Raw genomic sequence first — 24146 nt, 5'->3', positions numbered from 1 at the left:
AGTGTGAAAAAAAACACCAGCAGCGCTTCGCTAATGCTGGCGCCGAGCCAAAGTAAGAAATTAAAAATTTTATTTCGTGAAATCAAAAACGCCATCAAAAGCCATAATACCGGAGCCCGTACTGGTAGTATAAGTAGATGTTATATAAGCGTTATTTGGACCATACGTTTCACTCATACTGCCTCCAATACCACTAAACCAATCCGCCGCAAGTAAATATACTTTTCCATTATAAATTCCGTATAACGCATGCAAACTGTTATTGATGCTCATATAAAGTGAGCGTTGATTGTTGGATTCAAAGATTATATTAGTTGTATTGTTCGCTATATTTTTTAATGTATCACTCTCCATCAAAACTTCTGCATTGTTAAAAATATAATCATTATTTGAATTTTTGACATCCTTATATATTCTTGCAAATAAATCAATTTTTGCATCGGCAGGAATATCAACCTCTCCAAAAACTTTCGTCCAGTCTAAGAGATCAATTTTTATATCTTTTAACGTTCTATTTGCTACGAAAACAGTTCTGGACGTAGAATCAACCAAATCATTATTCGATTTATTATATGCATACCTTTTTACAATATACGTTCCTGGCATATTGTAAATTATACTTGGAGTTTTTGTATAGTCAGATATATTATTATCCGCATCGCCTATTTTCCATTTATAATTAAATAAGGAAGTATCATCATTATTTTGAACGGAAATCGATAAATAAGTTGTCCACGTTAATGAATCTCCGATAATATCACCATTCTTATTTACAAAAGAAAAATCACGAACCTTGTCTTGATTGTTTGAAGATATTAAGTTCTCATTTTTTGAACACGCAGATATAGCCAATACTACAATCAGCATGAGGGTAGAAAAAGATCGCATATGTTATACATTAGGTGAATGTCTAACAAATGTAATTTTATTTACATTAAATGCCTCATTTTTATTCTAAGTGCATTTTTTAATTACCTACGTAAAATGAGCATACTTCATTTTTTTCATTATTGACTACTATTTGATAATCAGATTTTGGGTATACAGCCAATGCCGTTCGATTTAAGTCTAATTTATTTTTAACTTCAAGGACATCAATAGGGATTGCATTATTCACATTATCAGATCTTAAATACACTTTTACCATTATTGGAAATGATATTTTTATCTTATTGATTGGTAAGAATAATGGCAACATATGATTTTCAAATATCCAAGAAGGTCTATTGTATTTTGTTTTTGTAGCTGGTGTATATAAGGAAACATCCGTATATTTCATGGAAAATATTTTACCATTCGGGTATTGAAACAGTGCATACTTATCTGAATTAAGTAGTTGACGTTCTGGTCGTTCCAAGTGAAAATTGCTTCGTTCTCTTAAATAAACCTGATCCACCGTAAATGGATCAACCTTAGTCATCTTTTTTAAAATATTTGCCATAAAATGAAGGCTATCCTTTTGATTCATAGCAATTGGAGTTTCAAAAATATGATCCAATCCACAGTAGATAATTATTTTTGAATTTGGATTGTTGGACAGAAAATTCGCAATATTTGTAGCCTCTTCCATTTCCCTATGTCTTTTGTAAAGTGTTGTATCTTCATATGGCAATAATTTATAACCTAATTTAACGGCTAGTCTTATCATGTTTCCAAACTGAGGTTGAGCACTATAATATCCCGTTTCAAGAGATGGATGTTGAATATTGCCAAAAGACTTTTTATTTGAAAAAGTTTCCGCTGCAAAAACAGAATATCCAATATTTTTCAAAGAGTGCAATAAAGACACGACAAATACTCTATTTCTTGGATTGTAATGCGCTTCGTTAAATATAATAATTGAAGTTTTTTTTGCCTGTTCAAGGATGTAAAGAATTGGATCAATGGCTTTTAATTGAGATAGTGCAGTTTTGAGACTATCAGTAACTTCAAATGATTCTTTCCTCCGTGCACTATCGTATAATTTCAAACCCTCTTGATATAGACCTATCAAAGCAAGATCTGAAGATGCAAATCCACCCTTGAAGTAAAAATTAGAATCAATTTTACATTTTTCTAATATTTTATTCTCAAACAAATAGACGGAATCACTCTTAGTTTGAGCAAATAAAAATATTGAATTGGCTAAGAAAATAACAAGCAGTAATAATCTTTTCATTTTCAAAACAATTGTTGACATATTATCATATCTCGCGAAAGCATTAGTGAGGAACGAACGTTACTTGTGTGAAAGAGCACACCAGCACCGCTTCGCTAATGCTGGCGCGAGAAAGAGTTCATTTCCTCACATTTCCCATTTCTAATTTCCTATTTCAAAATATAACTAATATCCCGCCACGCTATCATCTCCTCTTTTATCCGAAGCCGAGATTAATTGTCCACCTTTAAATTCAATCATTTCTGTACGACCAATTGGACCACGCTCTTTGATTTGATATCCCATTTTTTGTAATGCACTTAATGTGTCCGCAGCAAATCCTTTTTCTACATACAAATAATCAGGAACCCATTGATGGTGAAATTTAGGCGAATTAATCGTTTCGCTCAACGGCATATTAAAATCTACAACATCTACAATACTTTGGAAAACAGAAGTCGGAATCGTCGTACCACCTGGCGTTCCTACGACAACAAAAGGTTTACTATCTTTTAAAATCAAGGTTGGCGCCATAGAGCTCAACATTCTTTTATTCGCAGCAATCGCATTCGCTTCTCCCCCAACTGCGCCATACAAATTAGGCACGCCAGGTTTGATACTAAAATCATCCATTTCATCATTCAAAATGAAACCAGCTTTTCCGGCAACCGTTTTACTTCCGAAATGGTTATTCAAAGTTGTCGTGATAGAAACCATATTGCCTGCTTTATCCGAAATACTGATATGTGTAGTTTCTTCACTTTGATGAATCAATCCTGCCGTCACATTGGTCGACGGCGTTGCAGAATCGGGATTGAAATCGCTCATTCTTTGCATTAAATATTTATTGCTCATCAAAATAGAATCTGGCACTTTCCAAAAATCAGGATCTCCCATATATTTTGCACGATCAGCATACGCTCTTCTCTCCGCTTCTGCCATTAAATGGATCTGCATAACAGAATGAAAACCAAAATCTTTTACCGGAAATGGTTCGATCATTTTTAGCATTTGAGCCAATAGCAAACCGCCGCTACTTGGAGGAGGAAAACTTACGATTTCATAACCTCTATACATAAAATGCAATGGAGGTCTTTCGACCGCTTCATATTTTTTCAAATCTTCCAACGTAATCAAGCCATGACCGCGTTTCATTTCCTCTACGATATAATCTGCAGTTTTTCCTTCGTAAAAACCTTTAGGACCATTTTTCTTGATTCGTTCAAGCGTTTCTGCTAGGTCTTTCTGAAATAACGTATCGCCCGCTTTCCATAATTCTGGTTTGACGAAAGCTATTTCTTTGGAAGTATTGTATTTGATAAAATTTTCCCGATCGGTATTCAAACCGTCGGCTTCTTTTTCTGTAATTACATATCCATTTTTTGCCAAATCAATAGCGGGTTGGATCAATTCTGCAAAAGTCAATTTTGCATATGGTAAGGTTTTGAATAATCCAGCGACGGTTCCGGGAACACCTACGGATAAATGTCCATTTTGGGACAATTCAGTACTCGCATTTCCGGATTTATCCAAATACATATCTCGACTCGCATGCCCTGGTGCTTTTTCTCTAAAATCTAAAGTAATTGTCTTACCATCTACAGCTCTTCTTGCTGTCATAAATCCACCACCGCCAATATTACCGGCGCCAGGATATACTACCGCCAAGGCTAATTGAGTCGCTATCGCCGCGTCAAATGCATTTCCTCCGTGTTTCATCATTGCAACACCGACTTGAGCAGCTAATGGATGTGCACATACCACCGTTCCATTTGTAAAGACTCCTTCTCTTTGGCTCGTGTAATGATATGGATCAATTTCCAATCCATTTCCAACGATAGATTTCTGTGCATCTGCTTGAATATGAACCAAATAAGCAGCTATTATTAGTATATATTTTTTCATGTGTGTCGATTTATTGCTAAGTTAAGGCAAAATGCCAATGCTACATTTGAGAAGTTTTTTTTAATAACATTTTTCAAACACGCAAATTTGTATTTTTACCCTATATTAGAACTTTCAAAACAAATAATTATGGCAGAGGACAATAAAGATATAACGCAAGGATATGTTAGATCATCCGTGAGAAATCACATCGCAACGATAGAATTTTATCATCCAAAAGGTAATTCTCTTCCCGGAAAATTATTGGAAGATTTGGCTATAGCAGTGCAATCTGCAGGAAACAGCGCAGAAGCGAAAGTCGTAGTACTTCGCTCGATCGAACACGACGTTTTTTGTTCGGGTACTTTATTGGAAGAATTGATTCCAATGAAAACACCAGAAGAAGGCTTCAAATTTTTTAGTGGATTTGCAAGAGTAATTAACGCAATGCGCAAATGTCCAAAATTCATCGTCGTAGCAGTTCACGGTAAATGTGTTGGCGGTGGCGTTGGATTGGTAGCAGCAGCAGATTATGCTATTGCATTGGAAGGAGCAGATGTAAGATTGAGCGAATTGTGCATTGGCTTCGGACCATTTACCATCGGACCGGCAATACAGAGAAAAATGGGCTTATCTGCATTTAGCCAATTAGCGATCGACGCACATCTTTGGAGAAGCGCAGATTGGGCAAGAAGAAAGGGTTTATATGCAGAATTGCATCCAAATAAACGCAGCATGGAAGATTCTATCACACGCCTTTCCACTTCTTTATCTCAAGTAGATCCAAAAGTGACCGAAGAAATGAAGAAATCTCTTTGGGTAGGCACGGAAAATTGGGATACGCTTTTGGAAGAAAAAGCGAGAATCAGTTCCAAATTGGTCGTGATGGATCAAGCACGCGAATATTTGGAAAAAATGAAGAAAAGTGTCGTGTTCTAAACATAAAATAATCTTTTTGAATGGGTGTAAATAGGAATATTTACACCTTTTTTAATATAGGAGCTCTATCTTTTGATTAACTTGCACCCTCATGCAAAAATTTCTGATTATACAGACCGCATTTATCGGCGATGTTGTTTTGGCAACCGCATTGGTGGAAAAATTAGCTCAATTTTTTCCCGCTGCGCAAATTGATTTTTTCTTGAGAAAAGGAAATGAAGGTTTGCTTACACATCATCCGAAAATCAGAAAAACGTATGTCTGGGATAAAAAGAATGGTAAGTATAAAAATCTTTGGAAATTATTACAAGAGGTCAGAGCGGAACGATACGATAAAGTAATTAATGTACAACGATTTGCAGCAACGGGATTTGTCACCGCATTTTCCAAAGCAAAAGAAACGATTGGTTTTGACAAAAATCCTTGGAGTTTTGCTTTTTCCAAAAAAGTTAAACATATTGTCAGCACACCTGAAAAGCCTTTGCACGAGGTCAATCGCAATCAAGCATTAATCGCAGATTTTACAGATCATCAGGCATGCAAACCAAGATTATATCCACAAGCAGCAGATTATGCATTGGTAAAGGGTTATCAATCAAAACCTTATATCTGTGTTGCTCCGGCGTCGGTTTGGTTTACTAAGCAATTTCCAGCACATAAATGGATTGAATTTTTGCAAGAATTGCATCAAGATTATATCGTGTATTTGTTGGGAGCGCCTTCGGATAAGGATTTATGCGAATCAATTTTGAAAGCCAATCCACAATTGGAAATATATAATTTGGCAGGAAAATTTAATTTTTTACAATCCGTAGCGTTACAAGAAAAAGCCGCTATGAATTATGTCAATGATTCAGCTCCAATGCATTTTGCATCTTCAGTCAATGCGCCAGTCGCTGCGATTTATTGCAGTACGATTCCAGCTTTTGGTTTTGGACCGTTGTCGGATGAAAGCCATATTATAGAAGTTGCAGAAGATTTGGAATGTCGCCCTTGCGGTTTGCATGGATTCAAAGCTTGTCCAAAAGGTCATTTCAAATGTGCTGAGGATATACACGCTAGTCAACTCATTTCTATACTTTAAACTACACAAATGATATTTGGAAAAATCCATCCCAAACATATTTTAGTCTGTCGCAACGATGCGTTGGGCGATACCATTTTGGCGTTGCCATTGTGTGGTTTATTGAAAAAACATATTCCAGATATCAAAATCAGCTTTTTGGGCCGTGGTTATACCCAACCGATCGTCGCAATGTCTCAAAATATTGATGCATTTGTCAATTTTGATGAAATATGCAAATTGACGGACACGCAATTACAAATGTTTTTTTCTGGTTTGCAAATAGATACTGCCATTCATTTGAGAGCGGATAAAGGCTTGGCTGAATTGATCCAAAAAACAGGCATTAAAAATAGAATTGGAACCTTTCATTCCATTCATCATTTGTCCACTTGTAATAAATGGGTAAATTTTAGTCGAAGTCGATCACATCTAAATGAATCTCAATTAGATATAAAAATGTTGAGCGCATTAGGAATCAAAGAAGTTCCTAGTTTGGATGAATTACCGCAATATTACGGTTTGCATAATATTCCAAAATTATCATCCGAATTACAAAGCAATCTCATCGATCCAAACAAATTCAATCTTGTATTGCATCCTTTGACAACAGGTAACGGACCAGAATGGGGTTTGGATAATTTTTCTCAATTATTGAATATTTTAGATCCAACGATATTCAATATTATCATCGGAGGTAGCAAACAAGATTTGGAAAAAATGAGTGATTTCCTACAAAAAAATCAGGGGAAATATCACCATGATTCTGGTGCTCTTTCGTTAGAAAAATACATTGCGTTGATCAATGCGAGTGATGGTTTGGTTGCGGGGAGTACTGGACCAGCGCATATTTCTGCCGCTTTAGGTAAATATACGTTGGGATTATATACTGATGTCGTTACGAAAAACGTACAACGCTGGGGACCTGTTGGTAAACATGTTTTTACGTTGGAAGGAAAAGATAATGACATGAATACCATTTTGCCTGTTACAGTGCAAAATATTTTAATGAATTGGTTAAATAAATAAGGCATTGGAACTAAAAAGTATCTTAATCAGTCGTACAGATAGTATTGGTGATGTTGTATTGACTTTGCCATTGGCTTATATTTTAAAACAAAATTATCCCAATGCGGTGATTGGTTTTTTGGGTAAAAAATATACGCAACCGGTTATCGAAACTTGTACTTATGTCGATCAATTTATTGATTTGGATGATTTTATGCAAAATGAAGTCACGATTAAAGGGCAAAAAATAGATTGTATCATTCATGTCCTACCGAAAAGTGCGATTGCAAAAAGAGCCAAATCCTTAAAAATCCCAATAAGAATCGGTACAAAAAATCGGTTATATCATTGGTGGACTTGCAACAAATTGATCAAGCTAAGTAGAAAAAATTCTGACTTGCATGAATCTCAATTGAATATTCAATTATTATCCACTTTGGTAAAAAAAGTTGATTATCCCTTATCGGAAATAAGCCAAATGCCGATCATGACACGCATTCAAAATTTGGATAGCAACTTCTCTCATCTACTATCCTCGGACAAAAAAAATATCATTTTACATCCAAAATCTCAAGGTTCCGCTCGAGAATGGCCGATAGAAGAATATATTCAGCTCATTCAAAACCTTGATCCAAATAAATATAAAATTTTCGTTTCTGGTACAGAAAAGGAAAGAGCTCAATTAGATACCTTATTCAATACTGCTGGCAATTGGGTTACTGATATCTGTGGCAAAATGCCTTTAGGACAATTTATTGCATTTATACAAAAGGCAGATGCCTTAGTAGCTTGTAGTACAGGACCGTTACATATTGCAGCAAGTGTCGGCACGCATGCTATTGGGATTTTCATTCCTATTCGTCCAGTGCATCCAGGAAGATGGCAACCTATTGGCAAAAATGTCGATATCGTTTGCCCAAAATTGCTTCCAGAAAAAAACAATTTAGAAAGTGATGCCAATTTTTATTTGAATGAAATAAAAAATAAAGAGGTACAATTACTCATTATGAAATATTAATGCAATATTTTTATCAAATCTTTGCAAACAATCTAAACTGAAAACATACTTTAACATTGAGTTATTAGATGCTAAAAAGATTAATTTCTGTATATCTTAGAAAATTTAAAAGGAAGAAAAGCGTAAAAAAGCATATTGCTTTCGTTGCTCTAAATAAAGAAGCCATTCAACATCTTCCTAATCATCCCTCTAAAAACAAAATCATTATTTTGGTTAGAATGGATGAAATTGGCGATTATATACTTTCTAGAAACACATTTTCAATCATTAAAAATGCGCCTAAATTTAAAGATTACAAGATAATTTTTATAGGAAATAAGTTAAATAAAAATATAGCAGAGACACTTGATACAGATACCGTTGATGAATTTTTATGGATTGATAAGGAGCAATTCAAAAAAGATCATAATTACCGAAGTCAGATTTTTACCAATATCAATAATATAAATGCAGAAATTGCTGTAGAATTAGAAAGAACTTCCGATGTAAATCTTGGCGGTATTATCATTGAAGCAACAAATGCGATTAAAAAATATGGAAGTAGTAATTATTATTTGTATGATAAATTAAACATTCTTTCTGACTCATTTTTCAATCATTTATTTCCTCAAAATTTTGAATTAACACACGAGTTTTTATTCAATCAACGATTTGTCAATTGGGTTTCAGACACAAATATTTCCATAACAAAGCCTGCAATAAATGCAAAACTTTTACCTAAACTAAATTTACCTGAAAAATATATCCTTTGCATGATTGGCTCTTCTAAAAAGAGTAAAAATTGGCCATTGAGATATTGGATTGAGCTAATCGGTCAGTTGCTGGTTTGTTATAAAGAAGAGGAGATTGTTTTACTAGGAGGAAATAGAGAGGAAGAGTTTGCGCAAGGAATTTTAGATGAAATTAAAGATGAGCGATTGTATTCTATGGTGAGCAAAACAAATCTTATGGAGTCTTTTTCATGGATCAATGCTGCATCATTAATGATTTCAAATGATACATTTGCCGTGCATGCTCGAGTTGCCTTAAATGAAAAACCAACTGTTGTCATGGCAAATGGAGAGTCATCCTTTAGATTTTCTGACTTAGGGCAGTTTTCTCCAAACTATACGGTAATATACAGTAAACAATATTTGGAATATTTACCTAAAATGAAAAATGCCGACAGATGGATTTATAATGTTTCCTCTGTCGACATGGCTACAATTTTTCCAAAAGAAGTTTTGGATAAATGTCTTGAACTGTATAAAAATTAATTATTTACCCAAACCTTGCAATTCAACTAATTTACGGTAAATTCCATTTTCGATTGTTATAAGATCATCGTGCGTACCACGTTCTTTAATCTCTCCTTTATCCAAAACGATGATTTCATCTGCACTTCTGATCGTACTCAATCTATGAGCGATAACAAGTGACGTACGGTTTTGCATCATATTATTGATCGCATCTTGCACGACTCTTTCACTTTCTGTATCTAATGAAGAGGTAGCTTCATCCAAAATTAGAATCGGAGGATTGCTTAAAACTGCACGAGCAATCGTGACACGTTGACGCTCTCCACCACTTAATTTACCACCGCGATCACCAATATTCGTATCAAATTTTTCTGGTTTATTTTCTATGAAACGAAATGCATTTGCAATTTTAGCAGCCTGAACAATTTCTTCTTGTGATGCATCTGGTTTTCCTAAAGTAATATTATTGGCAATTGTGTCATTGAACAAAATAGGCTCTTGAGTAACAATACCGACTTTTCTTCTTACTGATTCAATACTATATTCTTTAATATTAATTCCATCAAATAAAACTTCTCCACTCGTAACCTCATGAAAGCGAGTTACAAGATCTGCCAACGTACTTTTACCGGCGCCACTACTGCCAACCAATGCGACAGTTTTACCTTTTGGAATTCTGAGATTAATATTTTTTAGGACAATATGTTCGTTATATCCAAAACTTACATTTTTAAACTCAATCTCACCACTAAATGTGTCTAATCTTTTAGTTCCTTCATCTGGAATAGTAATTTTAGTTTCTAACAATTCCTCAATTCTTTCGACTGCGGCAGCACCTTGTTGTACATTAAAAAATGAAGTAGATAATGATTTTGCAGGATTAATTAACATTGCAAACATGGCAATATAGGCAATTAAATCTCCTCCTGTTAACCCTTGACCTTTTATTATCAAATTTGCTCCAAAATAAATTATAATACATAAAACAACAACCCCTAATAACTCTGTTAATGGAGAAGCTAAATCACGACGACGACTCATTTTCTTATTGATATTCAATAAGGTATTATTCATTCGAACAAACTTATTGTTCAGAATTTTCTCAGCACAAAAAGCTTTAATCACACGAATACCACCAAGCGTTTCATCTAAGATGGATAAAATCTCCCCCGTTCTTTCAGATGCGGCAGAGGATTGTCTTTTTAGAGATCGGCTAATTCTTCCAATTACAAAAGCAGTCAATGGCAATAACAATAATAAAAATACGGATAATTTAGGACTGATTGAAATCATCATTACCAAATAAGAGATCACCATAATTGGATCTTTGATCAAACCTTCCATGGTATTGATAATCGACCCCTCAACAATATTTGCATCATTAGCCATCCTAGACATAATATCCCCTTTTTTTTGATCTGAAAAATATCCCACAGGTAGGGATAATATTTTATGATACATGTCATTTTTCAAATGAATGGTAATTGAACTTCTTACTGGAACCGAAATGACAGAAGACCAATAAAGAAACAAATTTTTCAAAAATGTGGTAACAATAATGAAGGCACAACAAATTAAGACCGCATAAAGCTGACCATGTGTATGCATCGCATTAGACAAGTAATCCGTAAAAGCTTTCATTGTATCGCCACCAATTTGGGCACCACCATTTTCTGGCATAAAAATAATTGACATCAATGGCGCTAATGTAGCAATAGAACCTACTGATAATGCAGACGCAATTATCGTCATCAATAAATACAAGATAATTTTGCCTTTATATAATCCAATGTACTTAAAAAGTCGCTTAAATTTTTTTAATTTCATTTTATACTATCTTATAAGGGGCGCAAAGATAACGATTAAATATTTTGAAGTTTATTTTCAATTGGATAGAGACAGATACAACTCACATTGTTTTTTTTAAATTATACAAAAATGTCCCTTAGCCAATTCTGATAACTGTACTTTTCTATTATTTTAAAATTGATCTTTTCAAATTCACTATTAATAAACAAAGATAAATTTGCAGGGTTGTCTTGTCCAAAAACGAATACATTATTTGATTTATAAAAATCATACCCTTTGACTGATGCATTATCTGTAATGATCTTTTTTTCCAGCTTAAGACATTCAAAGTGTCGAAATGAAAGACCTTCATGAAATTTGTTTTGGACGTCCACAATAACTTTGTATTTGCTACTTAATCCTATCATTTGTTTATATGAAAGAGATTGCTGTAAAATATTTACGTCCTCGGTATACTCAAATGATGTAGCTTCTTTTTTACTATTAAATGCTAAAAAAATATCAAAAAAAATATCATATTGTTTTAGTATTTTTTTTATCTCTAGCAACTTTGTAATCCGATTATTTTGAAATGTGCCAATGTAGCAAACTTGTCGTGTTGCCTCTTGTATAAAGGATGATAAATTATCGAAATAAAAATTTGTTAGCAGTTTGATGTTAAAGTTTGTTTGATATAAGTCCTTAGGATCAAAAACATAAATTTTAGTAAACAAGGAAAAATAATTTACAACATCCGGATATCTTTTTATTCCATCCCATTGATAACAAACACTTACTTTAGCCAACTTTACAACTTCCGAGATTACTTCATGATGCCATAAATCTGGTCGAATAATTAAGGCATATTCTGCAATTGTATAATATTTATCATTCTGTATTTTTTTTACAACATCTAGCTGATAGTTTTTAATTAGTCTCTTTTTATAATTTTTATCCTTAAATAAGAGTTTTCTAACGCCGTTGAAAAATTTGAGAAGATTAGAAGGATATTTAAATTTTAATTTCTCGGACAAGGATAGTACTTCATATCCAATCTCTATTGTATTTTCCAGAAACATTTCATTGAATCCAAATTCCAAAGGAGTAAGTAATACAATTTTAATTGTTGAATCAGTTTTTGCCATATTTAGGCGTTATTAATCATTTTAGAAATTATTCATTATCTAACATCAATAAAGTGTTAATCCAATTTTTAAAATTATATTTTTCCTTGATTGATTTGTCTAATTTTTTGTAAGGTTTTTCTAAGAATAAAATAATATCCTCTTTATTATGTTGATTTAGAACAAAAATATTGTTTTTATCATAAAAATCTGCTTGCATTAAAGAACTATTAGTAGTAATCAATTTTTTTTCTAAACCCAATGCTTCTAATACACGAAATGAAAATCCATGATGAATAGAGAGTGGTAAATCGATAATTATATCATATTTCATAAGGGTACTCAAATAATTGTTATATGGCAAAGGGGATTTTAATATTTCGAAAGTTAATTTATCTGCTATTGAATTTTTTGCTTCTGCACCTAATAGAAAAATATCGAAATCAATTTTTTTTTCGTGTAAAAGCTTCTGTATAGTTATTAATATATCGTAACGATCTTTAAAAAAACTACCTAAAAAAATTGCTCTTTTAATAGGAGTTAGGACATTGTCACATTCTTTTTCAATATAAAAATTTGTAATCGGTATTACTCGATTATTTTTAAAAGCATCCTCTTTATCAAACACAAAAAATTTATCAAATAGCGGAATGTATTCATTGATACGTGGATATCTAGATAAACCATCCCACTGATAACCAATAAATTTTCGAGTTTTTCTCCTTACTTTATCAAGAATATATTTTGGGTAAATATCTGCCCTAATAAATAAAGCATAATCAAATTTTTCATAGCTATCAATGATCGAATCAATTTTAGATTTGTAAGGCGCAAACTTCAAATCATTTTTGAAATGTTTATTCCCTTTTATTTTTTTATTATACCAACTAATAATTTTTTGCTTCCAATTTTTATATTGAAATCCATAATCCTTAAAACTAATATCCACTACTAGAAAGTCCATTTTTTGAAGTTCTTGAACAATTGTCATGCTTAAGCCATAACTTTCAGGCATACCTAACAATACTATTTTTTTCGCCATTTCTGATTAGGAAATTATAATTGTATAGCCTTGATTCTCTAATGATAGATTTGGATTATAATAAGGATCTCGAAATAGCAAATGCCCCCATCTTTTTTTCATAACTTCAATTTCATTCATAAATCTATCATATTTTTCGGGAGTATTATCTTCCCCTCGACTTTTAGATTCATGATGTCTTATTGTGGCAAAAGGAGTCCAAATATTTCTATAACCAGCTTCTCTTACTTTAATGCAAAAATCAACATCATTAAATGCCACTTTTAAATCCTTTTCGTCCAAACCACCCACCTCTAAAAATATCTCTTTTTTTACAAGTAGTGCAGCTCCTGTTACGGCACTTACATTATGTACGATTTTAAGTAATCTAAAATACCCCTCAGCGTCACTCCTATTAAATTTATGAGGATGTCCAGCAATGCCACCTAGTCCAAGCACGACACCTGCATGTTGAATAGTACCGTCTGGATAAAGAAGCTTAGCTCCTACGCAACCAATGTCTTTTCTTAAACATAAGCTTACCATTTCAGAAAGCCAATCTTCATTAAGAATCTCGATATCATTATTTAATAACCCTATAATATCACCTTTAGCAGATTGAACGCCTAAATTATTTATTGCAGAATAATTAAAGTGATCGTTATAAGAAATAACAGAAATTTTTGGGTTACTTCTAAGCGCATCAAAATATTGTAGAGTCTCCTTATCCGTTGATTGGTTATCAACAATTATAATTTCAAAATTTGGATATTTTGTTTTTATTAAGATTGAATCAATACAGGTCTTAAGTTCTTCATACCCATCCCTTGTGCCAATGATTAAACTTATTAAAGGAGATGGATTCGGGATGGGCCAACTCGTTTTGTAACGACCATCCGTTAACATACTCACCTGCACACCAGAATTATCAAAATCAAAATAAGATTGCAAAGCTTTTTGTCCCGCTATTGCAGCATAAGGTTTATTTTCATGGCTGCTAGCAGTTGAGCTATCAGTCATTCTCCAATGATATAATATTCTTGGAATGTGTATTATAAGTTTTTCATCTCCAACTTCACGAACAGCTCTAAGTATCAAATCGTAGTCTTGACTACCCTCAAATCCAACTCTGAATCCACCAATTTTTTCAATTATTTTTTTCTGATAGACTGCTAAATGGCAGATATAATTTTGAGAAAATAATAAGTCTAAAGAGAAGTCCGGTTTAAAATAAGGATGAATTCTATTACCATCTCTATCATACTTATCCTCATCAGAATAAAAAATTTTAGCATCGGGATTTTCAGAAATCGACATTGCAACCTCTTGTAGGGCAGTATGAACTAATTCATCATCATGATCTAACAAAACAATAAACTGACCATTAGCAAACTTTAATGCTGAGTTGCTAGCAGCAGAAATATGTCCATTCTCTTTTCTATAATCAACTTTAATTCTTGAATCCTTTTTCTCAAAATATTTTAAAGTGGAAATTGTCGATTTATTGGTTGATGCATCATCTGCTATACATAACTCCCAATTTTGAAATGTTTGATTCAATACAGAATTAATACACTTCTCTAACAATTTTTTAGGTGTATTATATGTAGGAACTATTATTGAAAATAGTGGAACATAATTAGCATCTTTTTTATCGAAATCATTTATAACTTCTAGTCGTTGCAATAATCCCTCGTTATGGGGTTTTTCTATTATTTCCTGCCAATTCTCATAAAGTCTATTTTCTTCAATTACAAGTGTATTTTGGGCTAATGCATCTATTTTTATATGACTTTGATCGATATCCTTACAATCTTGAAAATATCTGTTTTCTAATTTTCCATGTAATTCATAATGAACTAATGGCACAAAATCAGAATTTTTAACATCATGATATTGATCTTGATACATCTGTGCATTAAACAAAGGACTAGGCAGTCTTCCGTCTTTGCCAAACAAGGCATAATGCATGGCAGGCGAAAAACCAGAATAAACTACATCAAAATATTTTCTTTTATACCAATCTTGATCAAAAAAAGAAGAATTTTCGATTATAGGTACATGTCTTTGGGCTCTTTTATAACGCTTTCTTTCTTGTTTTAATCGACCTTTTAAACTAGCTCTTATATAACCTATATATTTAGTCAAAAACCTTTTTAATCCAGGATGTTTCCTCAGATATCTCCATAGAGAGTCTTTTTCTAAAGATTGAACTTGTGTATTAAATAACCAAATATTGCTATAAAGACTATTAATTTCTTTTGTCTTACCATTTAATTCGCTTTTAAAAGAGTCTTTTAAAATTTGAAGTTGATTATTTTTTTCTTCAATTATTTCCTTTTCATTCTCCTCCCAATAATGCTTTACGTCTTCAAAATGATTTTCAAGTGATAATATTTTTTCTTCATATTGATTTTTTTGTTCTAAATTAATATGTTGAAAATTATCTTGTTCCAAAATTAATTGTAGTTCTTTTTCATATTTACCTCCAACAGTCGAAAATATGTTTCTAATTAATTCTGTATCATATTCACTATTTTGAAAAAAAGATAGGAGATTAAATGGCAATTCAGACCCTAAATATACTATACCTAAACCGTGGCAATGTAAGAAATGAAAATGATTGACATATTTATTTTCTAATTCTTTCCAAAACTTCCATACCCCAAAACCTTCTTGAGTTTCATTTGTGTCATGAAGTATTACAATTCCATTTTCCTTCATTTTAGGTAGCCATGTTTCAAAATCGTGGTTTACAGCATCATAACTATGAAAACCATCTATATGAAGCAAGTCTATTGAATCATCGTCGAAGCTCTTTACTGCATCATCAAATGTAGATCTAATAAGAGTGGAGAAATTCGCAAAATTATTCTTATTAAATTCATCAAGTTCTCCAAATATATCTTTTGAATATAGTCCAGCTTGACTATCCCCTAACCAGGTGTCTATAGCGAAGCATTTAGTGTCAAATTTATTTTTTTTTACACTATTACAGAATGCACTGTAAGACACTCCAGAATGCGTACCTAATTCTACAAATATATTAGGGTGAAATATGGACATTATCCAATGTGCAAATGGTATGTGTCCTGCCCAAGCAGAATCTTTCAAATTTCTAATAGGCTCCCAAAAAATCGCATCACTGTTTTCTAAGTTCAATATTTGCGATGTATTAGTTTTGTTCATATATAATTATAACTTCTTCAATTTATTATAGATATTAACTGCAGACTCATCAATTACTTCGTTTGCGATCTTATCAACATCAAAAAAACTCTGCATTTTATATACATCGGGGCGTCCATCAGCACATCCCCTTTTAATCCTATCCATATACTCTTCCTCAGACTTGCATTGATAATGGTTAATCTGTATTTTTTCTGAACTATGTGGTGAAAATGGCCCATTTATCTTTTCATAATTCTCATTAACACAAAATTTATCATCTAAATACCAGAAAAAATGGGGATTGTCATTTCTCAAAACGTATTTAGGCTGCACAATTGATTTAATGTGTGTATTAATTAATGTAGAGCCCGCACTTCGCTTTAAAAACTTATTAATAACGGATTCTCCATTCCTGACTTTATGGCCATTGGATCCAAAAATTAACCAATTAACACCCACTGCTCCATAATCTTCAAATTTTTCTAAAAATTCTCTTAAATTTCCATTAGTACTTTTTGGCACTATAAATTCATCAATATCAATAAATGCAATCCATTTTGACAAACTGCCATATTTTTGAATACACAAATTATAAGCATTTAATTGCTGATTCTTCCCTGGAATGTTAATTAACGTAACCAAACCACTTTTAAGATGTTTTCTTAAAAGTGGTTTGGGAGATATTTGACTATCATTATTATAAATATAGAAATGTTCAACACCTATTTTCTGATGGTAATCTATCCATTCTAATAAATATTCATTTTCATCCTTTTGAATGCAACAAATGGAAATATAGCAATTGTCTATTTTTTTTGCCTTAAAAAAAAATAATGATTTTATTAAATTAATTATCTTCTTCATTATATTCTCTAATCCAATAATCTTTTATATATTTCATTATATTTTTTTGCTGCGCCTTCCCAAGTAAACTGCCCTGCATGCGCTTTAATAGCATCAGATTTGCCCAAAACATCCGTATTATAATCAGCCATCACTTCCATCGTCCTTTCGGCTATGTGATCTGGCTCAAAATTATCATAATAATATGCTTGAGCTCCACCAATTTCTGGCAAAGAGGTTAACTTCGACAATATAGTAGGTTTTCCAAAATGCATCGCTTCCAAAACAGGCAAACCAAACCCTTCTGCTAAGGATGGAAAAGGTAATGCTTGACAGTTTTTTAAATACCAATTTTTTTCGTTGTCAGATATCGCACCTATTAAACGGACACGCTTACTCACCCCGAAATATTTGGCTCTTTCCCATATTTTTTGACAATAAGAATAATCTGAATGTTCTCCTGCTATAACTAGATCATAATCATTTTTAAGTAACATAGAAGGTAATACTTTAAAATTTTTCTTTTCTAATATAGTTCCTATTGTAAAGAAAAATGGCAAATTAGGCTTGACTTTCGGAGCTTCAAATTTAGGTTTTTCAAGGATATTACAACCATTATAAATGACAACAATTTTTGCCACATCTACTTGACAATATTTTTCAATTTCTGATTTTACAAATTTTGATATAGCAACTATAACATCTGCTCGATCTACTTTTTTCTGAATATCCTTTAATATCTGAACTCGCTTAGTTTCAAACTTGGCTTCATACATGAAATTGAAATCATGGACAGTATACACTATTTTACCTCTAAAATGATACGGGAAATAACGCGTATTTTGAAAAGTAGAATGCCATATATCATATTTGCCCGTAAAAGGCAGAAAAAATTTATACAGTGATCTAAATTTAAAAATTTCGAAAGCATCTTTATAATCCTCAATAATTGCAGGAGGAGCGAATAAAGAAAATTGCTCATTTTGCTGAAAATTCGGCTGCGAAGCGATTGCATTAATCAATTGAGAACAAAAATGGAATAATCCGTTATTCGCATATTTCATTCTCTCCACATCCAATAATATCTTTTTCATTTACGAGCTAATTTAATTTGCAAAAAGCGATCCCTACTCATACTTGTACGAGTTAAAATAATATTTCGTTGGGTATACTATATACTTACCAAACTAATTACTCACAAGGCTTGTGCCGATATTTAATAATCTGGCACAATAGATTACATTTTACTTTTTTTTACGATATAACCGTCTTTTTTTCCGTCAAGAAATTGATCATTTGTAGTAATAGGTCAGGTTTACTTACTAGATCATATTCATATTCGAATACCACTGCTCCAGAAGTTGAAAATATAGTTAAGGCTCTGGTTACTGGATTTATTTTGGCACTACTTATAGATGAAATACTTTCGGCTTTTTCTCCATCAAATAACGTGAATTTATCCAAGGATATTTTTGAAAAAGTCAGATTTTTGATGAACGGTAAAAAAGCATCTTCTGCGAGTATAGTCTGAGGTGTGGTAGACGGTAAGAGAAAGAAATCTATTCTACCGCCATTCGAGATTGCTTCTTTAAGAATCGACAGATGTATCTCCCCAAATCTTTCTATAAATTTTTTAATAAATGCGCTAGAAGCATTGAATTTGGTATTAATACCAACTAAATCCTTTTTATTATATTCAAAAACTAAAATATTGGGATATTGATTATTTAACGGTAGTCTATACTGCCAATAATTTGAAATATCCTCAAATAAAATTTCTTTCGGTTCTTTTTTAACATTATTGTAGACCAGTCGCACTCCATTTTCAAATAACTCAAAATAAAATGAGGGTCGGCTTCTTCTCATAAATATCAACAAGATAACAATCAAAAGTGTGTTCATTCCAAGTAACACATATAACATAAATCTATTATCAGCGGAGGTATTCAATATGACTTTTCCAATAGGATAGCACATCAGCAATAATATTACAATGGGAATTGTGTATATAATTTGATATAATTTTTTCCCTTTGTGTATACTGATTAATGTGCCTAAACTTTTCATTCCTACAAAATTTATCACAATAATATAAAAATAATTTAGCTTTTTTTATTAAACAGTGTAAAATTCGTACCTTTGCGCCCTTAAAAAGAGCTTTTAGCTGCTCATTATCATTAAAAATCGAACAATGGATATTAGAAATATCGCCATTATTGCGCACGTTGACCATGGTAAAACCACTTTGGTAGACCGCATTTTGCATTCTACGAATGTATTCCGTGACAATCAGGAAACTGGTGAATTAATCATGGATAGCAACCCTTTGGAAAGAGAGCGTGGTATCACTATCTTCAGTAAAAACGCTGCTGTAACCTATAAAGGTATCAAAATTAACGTTATTGATACTCCAGGTCACTCTGACTTTGGTGGTGAAGTTGAGCGTGTATTGAAAATGGCTGATGGCGTTATCTTATTGGTCGATGCGTTTGAAGGACCTATGCCTCAAACTCGTTTTGTATTACAAAAAGCATTACAATTAAATTTGAAACCTATAGTTGTTATCAACAAGGTTGACAAAGATAACTGCCGTCCTGACGAAGTGCATGATCAAGTTTTTGAACTTTTCTTCAATTTGGATGCTACAGAAGAACAATTAGACTTCCCTACATTCTACGGTAGTGGTAAAAATGGTTGGTTCAACGATAGTTTAACTCCATCTGAAGATATCACTCCATTGATGGATGGCATTTTGAAATATGTACCAGAACCTAAAGTATCGGAAGGTCCATTGCAAATGCAAATTACCTCTTTAGATTATTCTTCATTCTTAGGTCGTATTGCCGTTGGTAAAGTGACTCGTGGCTCTATCAAGGAAGGCCAAAACATCGCTTTAATGCAAACTGATGGCGTTGTTAAGAGAAATAAAGTGAAAGAGCTTTACGTATTTGAAGGAATGGGTAAACGCAAGGTAGATGAAGTTGTCGCTGGAGATATCTGTGCAGTAGTTGGTTTGGAAGGTTTCAATATCGGAGATACTATTTCTGATTTCGAAGTACAGGAAGCATTGCCAGCTATCAAAGTAGACGAGCCTACTATGAGCATGATGTTTGGTATCAACACCTCTCCTTTCTTTGGTCGTGATGGTAAATTTGTTACTTCTCGTCACTTACGTGATCGTCTTTTAGCTGAAACTGAAAAGAACTTAGCATTACGTATTCAAGATACAGACTCAGCAGATAAATTCTTAGTATTTGGTCGTGGTATTCTTCACTTGGGTGTATTGATCGAATCTATGCGTCGTGAAGGTTATGAATTGACTGTTGGTCAACCTCAAGTATTGACAAAAACAATCGATGGTAAAAAACATGAACCATTTGAAACATTGGTTGTAGATGTTCCTGCTGATTTTAGTGGTAAAGTTATTGACCTTGTTACACAACGTAAAGGGGAAATGAATGTAATGGAAAGCAAAGGAGATATGCAACATTTGGAATTTGAAATTCCATCTCGTGGCTTGATCGGTTTGCGTTCTAATATGTTGACTGCGACTGCTGGTGAAGCAATTATGGCACACACATTTATCGATTACAAACCATGGAAAGGACCAATTCCTAGCCGTAACAATGGTGTATTGATATCTAAAAACCAAGGTACTACTACCGCATATTCTATCGATAAATTACAAGATCGTGGTACTTTCTTTATCGATCCAGGAGATGAAGTTTATATCGGTCAGATCATTGCTGAACATATCAAACCAGGAGATTTGAATGTAAATGCAACGGAAGGTAAAAAATTGACCAATATGCGTGCATCTGGTAGTGATGGTACCGTACGTATCACTCCTAAAAAAGAAATGACTTTGGAAGAATGTATGGAATACATCCAAGAGGATGAATGTATCGAAGTAACTCCAAAAGTTATTCGCTTACGTAAAGTTTACTTAGATGAAAACGATCGTAAACGTTTCTCTAAAGGAGCAAAAATGGAAGCATAATTTTCAACTTCTTATATAGAAATAAGGCAATCAAATATTTGATTGCCTTATTTTTTGCATGTATTTGAATGGATTACTTAACTTTGATTATCGAAATTTAAATCGGTCGGATATGAAAAATAGAATCAGATTAGTACTTGGTTTGGCTATATTGTTTATCATTGGACAAGTGAATTTTGCAGCAGCGCAATGTGCGGTTTGTACAAAGACTGCGCAACAATTGGGAGAAGGTCCTGCAAAGGGCTTAAATGCAGGTATTTTATATCTTGCAGCTATTCCATTAGCACTCGGAGGAGTGATTGGTTACCGTTGGTATAAACGTGAACAAAAGATCTCACAAGCGTCTAAATAACTTCTTTTATATATTACAATTTCTCTGCTTATATGCCTCAAGGTCACATAGAAAACCATCTTTCTAGTAGTAGTTTTATTTCTGATATTGTCATAGGCATGAGCGATGGATTAACTGTACCATTTGCATTAGCAGCTGGCGTAAGTAGCGCGGTAAGCAATACCCATATTGTCACTACGGCAGGAATTGCTGAATTAGTAGCTGGAGCCATTTCGATGGGGCTAGGGGGTTATCTGGCTGGGAAAACAGAATTAGAGCATTACGAATCTGAATACAAAACAGAAGCGTGGGAAGTCGATAATCTACCCGAAAAAGAGAAAGATGAAGTCAAAGAAATCTTTTTAGATTTTGGACTAAGTCCTGAAACTTCTCAACTTGCTACGGAAGAACTTTCCAAAGATAAAACCAAATGGATCGACTTCATGATGCGCTTGGAATTGGGTTTGGATAAACCAGATCCAAAACGCGCCACCAAAAGCGCTGCGAATATTGGAGGTAGTTATATAGTTGGTGGAATTATCCCATTATTGCCTTATTTCTTTGTAGACACGCCTATCGATGGTTTGAAAATATCTGCCGTCGTAACGCTTATTTGCCTGTTCATTTTTGGATTTTTTAAAAGTAAAGCAACTGGTCAGCCTGTTTTATCTGGAGCATTAAAAGTGATGATTATTGGTGCTGTAGCAGCAGCAGCAGCATTCGGTGTAGCAAAAGCCTTTGGTGCATAATTCTAATTATTTTGTATATATTCCGCTAAATCGAAATAAAGAATTATGCTAAAATCATTGTTTTCTGTTGGTATTTTTTTACTTTTTTCTACTAATACTTTTGCTCAATTTTCGGACTCGGTTCATAATCAACTCAGTTTTACGGGTACGGGAAATTATAGTAAAACAAATACAGCGAAGACCTATTTGCTCAATAATTCATTAGCTTACAAATTAAGATTAAAAAAGATAGAGCTCAACTCTGTCAATGGTTGGATATATGGCAGTTCAGGCGATGGTGGACTTACCAATAATGATTTTACTTCAACGATGGATTTCAATATTCGAAAAAATACACATCGTTTGTATTACTGGGGACTGTTAAATTATACCACAAGCTACTCTCTCAAAATAAGGAATCAATTTCAAACCGGACTCGGCGCAGCGTACAAATTATGGGATGAAAAAACAAATTGGTTAAATGTGAGTGATGGTATCTTATTTGAAACGAGCTCCATCACCCAATCCGATAGTGTACAGGTAAATTATTCTACGATTCGTAATTCACTTCGCTTGCTTTTCCACTACCAAATAAACAAATCAATTACATTTGACGCCAATGGGATGTATCAACCATCATTAGAATATGGAGGCGACTATTTAGTAAATGCTGGAGCTAAAGTTTCTATTCAACTAAAAAGCTGGTTAAATCTTACATCGAGTCTCACCTACAACAAAATCGGTCGTACTCAGAAAGAAAACTTAATCGTTGCTTATGGCGTAACGCTCAATAATTTTTTCTAAAACTTTCTAATGGATGATTTATTTTTCCCAAAATGCAATCTATAGGAAAACAGCGTAATCAATATACCCGAACCAATCACCAAATGTATCGGTTGTGCATATTGTGGAAATCCTAATTTCACTAAAGTGAAGCCCATCGCAAATTCTATCACAACTAAAAGCAATAGCAAAAAGCCCATTTTTTGCAAACGCGGATAATTCAAACTTTTCCAAAATAGGAACAAGCAAGCCACTGCTGCAATCCATGCGAATACTTCATGTGTAGTCAAAACATTCCCAACATTGACCAACCATTTTTCTCTTTGCTTATATTCAAATTGTTTGGAAAAAATATCTACAGATTCTCTCACTTGCGTACCGATAAATATTTGTACCAATACTAAAATCAACGCTAAAGTGCTAATCCATTGCAAACTTGTATCCTGTATTTTGTAATTGCCCTGTGCCTTATGTATCATCAGCACACAGATGCCGGCAAGGATAAATATGGGAAATAAATGGATCGTCACCGTATCTACTGCGAGATTTGCATATACGACCATCGCCCCTAAAATAGACTCAATAATTACAATAACCATCAAAAAAACACTTAACCATGCAATAGAAGGCTTTGTTTTATAGAATTTCTTAAAACTCCAATAGATCAAAGCAATAATTGCAAAGCCTAATATACCCGTGCAAAGCCGATTGATATATTCCACCCAAGTATGAAAAGCATTGAAGGAATGATCAATATCTTGTTTGCTTAAATATTTTTCATAATCTTTGGGTAATTGACCCGCATTCATTGGAGGAATCCAACGACCAAAACATTTTGGCCAATCCGGACACCCCATACCACTATGTGTAGTACGCACCACACTACCAGCCAAAATGACTAAAAAAACGATAAACAAAACGACTCTTGTGTATAATACGTAGGACTTATTGGTCTTCATCGAAATTTTTTACTTTAAGATGCGCAAAAATAACCAATATTACAGAGAAAAGAACCCCAACAAATACGATAATCTTCATTAGATTTTTCTATACACACATTTCAAATTAAG

The 24146-nt window shown here is 33.2% G+C and carries 20 protein-coding genes; 9 read left to right on the top strand and 11 right to left on the bottom strand.

Annotated elements, in window-relative coordinates; translation table 11 throughout:
* Positions 1–69: 69 nt before the first annotated feature.
* From E0W69_RS18335 to ggt, 3 genes are all read right to left on the bottom strand, one after another.
* On the bottom strand, positions 70–888 hold the full coding sequence (locus tag E0W69_RS18335) for a hypothetical protein (RefSeq protein ID WP_131331517.1): 819 nt from the start codon (positions 886–888) through the stop codon (positions 70–72).
* A gap of 79 nt (positions 889–967) precedes the next feature.
* Positions 968–2158 carry a hypothetical protein gene (locus tag E0W69_RS18330; RefSeq protein ID WP_131331516.1) on the bottom strand — a complete coding sequence of 397 codons (1191 nt, stop codon included), beginning with the start codon at positions 2156–2158 and terminating at the stop codon, positions 968–970.
* 165 nt (positions 2159–2323) lie between these two features.
* The gene (ggt, locus tag E0W69_RS18325; protein ID WP_131331515.1) at positions 2324–4042 is read right to left on the bottom strand and encodes a gamma-glutamyltransferase; all 1719 of its coding nucleotides are present in this window, start codon (positions 4040–4042) and stop codon (positions 2324–2326) included.
* Between the two features lie 129 nt (positions 4043–4171).
* On the opposite strand from ggt, the gene E0W69_RS18320 reads away from it, so the two are divergent.
* The 5 genes from E0W69_RS18320 (at position 4172) to E0W69_RS18300 (ending at position 9305) form a co-directional block, all read left to right on the top strand.
* Positions 4172–4960: an enoyl-CoA hydratase/isomerase family protein gene (locus E0W69_RS18320; protein ID WP_131331514.1), complete on the top strand. Its 789-nt coding sequence runs from the start codon at positions 4172–4174 to the stop codon at positions 4958–4960.
* Between the two features lie 91 nt (positions 4961–5051).
* Positions 5052–6044 (top strand): glycosyltransferase family 9 protein, encoded by a 993-nt coding sequence (locus E0W69_RS18315; protein WP_131331512.1) that lies wholly within the window; start codon positions 5052–5054, stop codon positions 6042–6044.
* A 9-nt stretch (positions 6045–6053) separates the two neighbouring features.
* Entirely contained in the window at positions 6054–7052 is a 999-nt protein-coding gene (locus E0W69_RS18310) for a glycosyltransferase family 9 protein (RefSeq protein WP_131331510.1), read from the top strand.
* Between the two features lie 4 nt (positions 7053–7056).
* Positions 7057–8049 carry a glycosyltransferase family 9 protein gene (locus tag E0W69_RS18305; RefSeq protein WP_131331509.1) on the top strand — a complete coding sequence of 331 codons (993 nt, stop codon included), beginning with the start codon at positions 7057–7059 and terminating at the stop codon, positions 8047–8049.
* Between the two features lie 68 nt (positions 8050–8117).
* Positions 8118–9305: a glycosyltransferase family 9 protein gene (locus E0W69_RS18300; RefSeq protein ID WP_131331507.1), complete on the top strand. Its 1188-nt coding sequence runs from the start codon at positions 8118–8120 to the stop codon at positions 9303–9305.
* On the opposite strand, the gene E0W69_RS18295 is transcribed toward E0W69_RS18300, so the two are convergent.
* The 7 genes from E0W69_RS18295 to E0W69_RS18265 form a co-directional block, all read right to left on the bottom strand.
* Positions 9306–11114, bottom strand: a complete 1809-nt coding sequence (locus E0W69_RS18295) for an ABC transporter ATP-binding protein (protein ID WP_131331506.1) — start codon at positions 11112–11114, stop codon at positions 9306–9308. It abuts the gene before it with no gap.
* A gap of 101 nt (positions 11115–11215) precedes the next feature.
* Positions 11216–12175: a hypothetical protein gene (locus tag E0W69_RS18290; RefSeq protein ID WP_225321310.1), complete on the bottom strand. Its 960-nt coding sequence runs from the start codon at positions 12173–12175 to the stop codon at positions 11216–11218.
* Between the two features lie 73 nt (positions 12176–12248).
* Entirely contained in the window at positions 12249–13241 is a 993-nt protein-coding gene (locus E0W69_RS18285; protein ID WP_131331503.1) for a hypothetical protein, read from the bottom strand.
* 6 nt (positions 13242–13247) lie between these two features.
* Positions 13248–16409 (bottom strand): glycosyltransferase family 2 protein, encoded by a 3162-nt coding sequence (locus E0W69_RS18280; RefSeq protein ID WP_131331502.1) that lies wholly within the window; start codon positions 16407–16409, stop codon positions 13248–13250.
* A gap of 6 nt (positions 16410–16415) precedes the next feature.
* Positions 16416–17255, bottom strand: coding sequence for a glycosyltransferase family 92 protein (locus E0W69_RS18275; protein ID WP_131331501.1), 840 nt, complete (start codon positions 17253–17255; stop codon positions 16416–16418).
* 8 nt (positions 17256–17263) lie between these two features.
* Positions 17264–18328 carry a glycosyltransferase family 4 protein gene (locus E0W69_RS18270; RefSeq protein ID WP_131331500.1) on the bottom strand — a complete coding sequence of 355 codons (1065 nt, stop codon included), beginning with the start codon at positions 18326–18328 and terminating at the stop codon, positions 17264–17266.
* Positions 18329–18488: 160 nt separating this feature from the next.
* Positions 18489–19301 (bottom strand): hypothetical protein, encoded by an 813-nt coding sequence (locus E0W69_RS18265; protein ID WP_131331499.1) that lies wholly within the window; start codon positions 19299–19301, stop codon positions 18489–18491.
* Positions 19302–19425: 124 nt separating this feature from the next.
* Here E0W69_RS18265 and typA point away from each other — a divergent pair, with 124 nt between their 5' ends.
* The 4 genes from typA (at position 19426) to E0W69_RS18245 (ending at position 23097) form a co-directional block, all read left to right on the top strand.
* Positions 19426–21234, top strand: a complete 1809-nt coding sequence (gene typA / locus E0W69_RS18260; protein ID WP_131331498.1) for a translational GTPase TypA — start codon at positions 19426–19428, stop codon at positions 21232–21234.
* A 112-nt stretch (positions 21235–21346) separates the two neighbouring features.
* Complete coding sequence (locus E0W69_RS18255; protein ID WP_225321309.1) at positions 21347–21586, top strand: hypothetical protein; 240 nt, start codon at positions 21347–21349, stop codon at positions 21584–21586.
* 32 nt (positions 21587–21618) lie between these two features.
* A complete protein-coding gene (locus tag E0W69_RS18250) occupies positions 21619–22314 on the top strand; it encodes a VIT1/CCC1 transporter family protein (protein WP_131331497.1) in 696 nt (231 codons plus the stop codon).
* A gap of 45 nt (positions 22315–22359) precedes the next feature.
* Positions 22360–23097: a DUF481 domain-containing protein gene (locus tag E0W69_RS18245; RefSeq protein WP_131331496.1), complete on the top strand. Its 738-nt coding sequence runs from the start codon at positions 22360–22362 to the stop codon at positions 23095–23097.
* Here E0W69_RS18245 and E0W69_RS18240 read toward each other — a convergent pair.
* Positions 23094–24035 (bottom strand): COX15/CtaA family protein, encoded by a 942-nt coding sequence (locus tag E0W69_RS18240; RefSeq protein WP_131331495.1) that lies wholly within the window; start codon positions 24033–24035, stop codon positions 23094–23096. The two genes, E0W69_RS18245 and E0W69_RS18240, sit on opposite strands and share 4 nt — an antisense overlap.
* Positions 24036–24146: the final 111 nt, after the last annotated feature.

Origin of the sequence: Rhizosphaericola mali (genome assembly GCF_004337365.2) — a bacterium.
Lineage (GTDB): Bacteria > Bacteroidota > Bacteroidia > Chitinophagales > Chitinophagaceae > Rhizosphaericola > Rhizosphaericola mali.
Note: the sequence above shows the minus strand (reverse complement) of the source record. Positions and strands in the feature narration are given on the sequence as shown.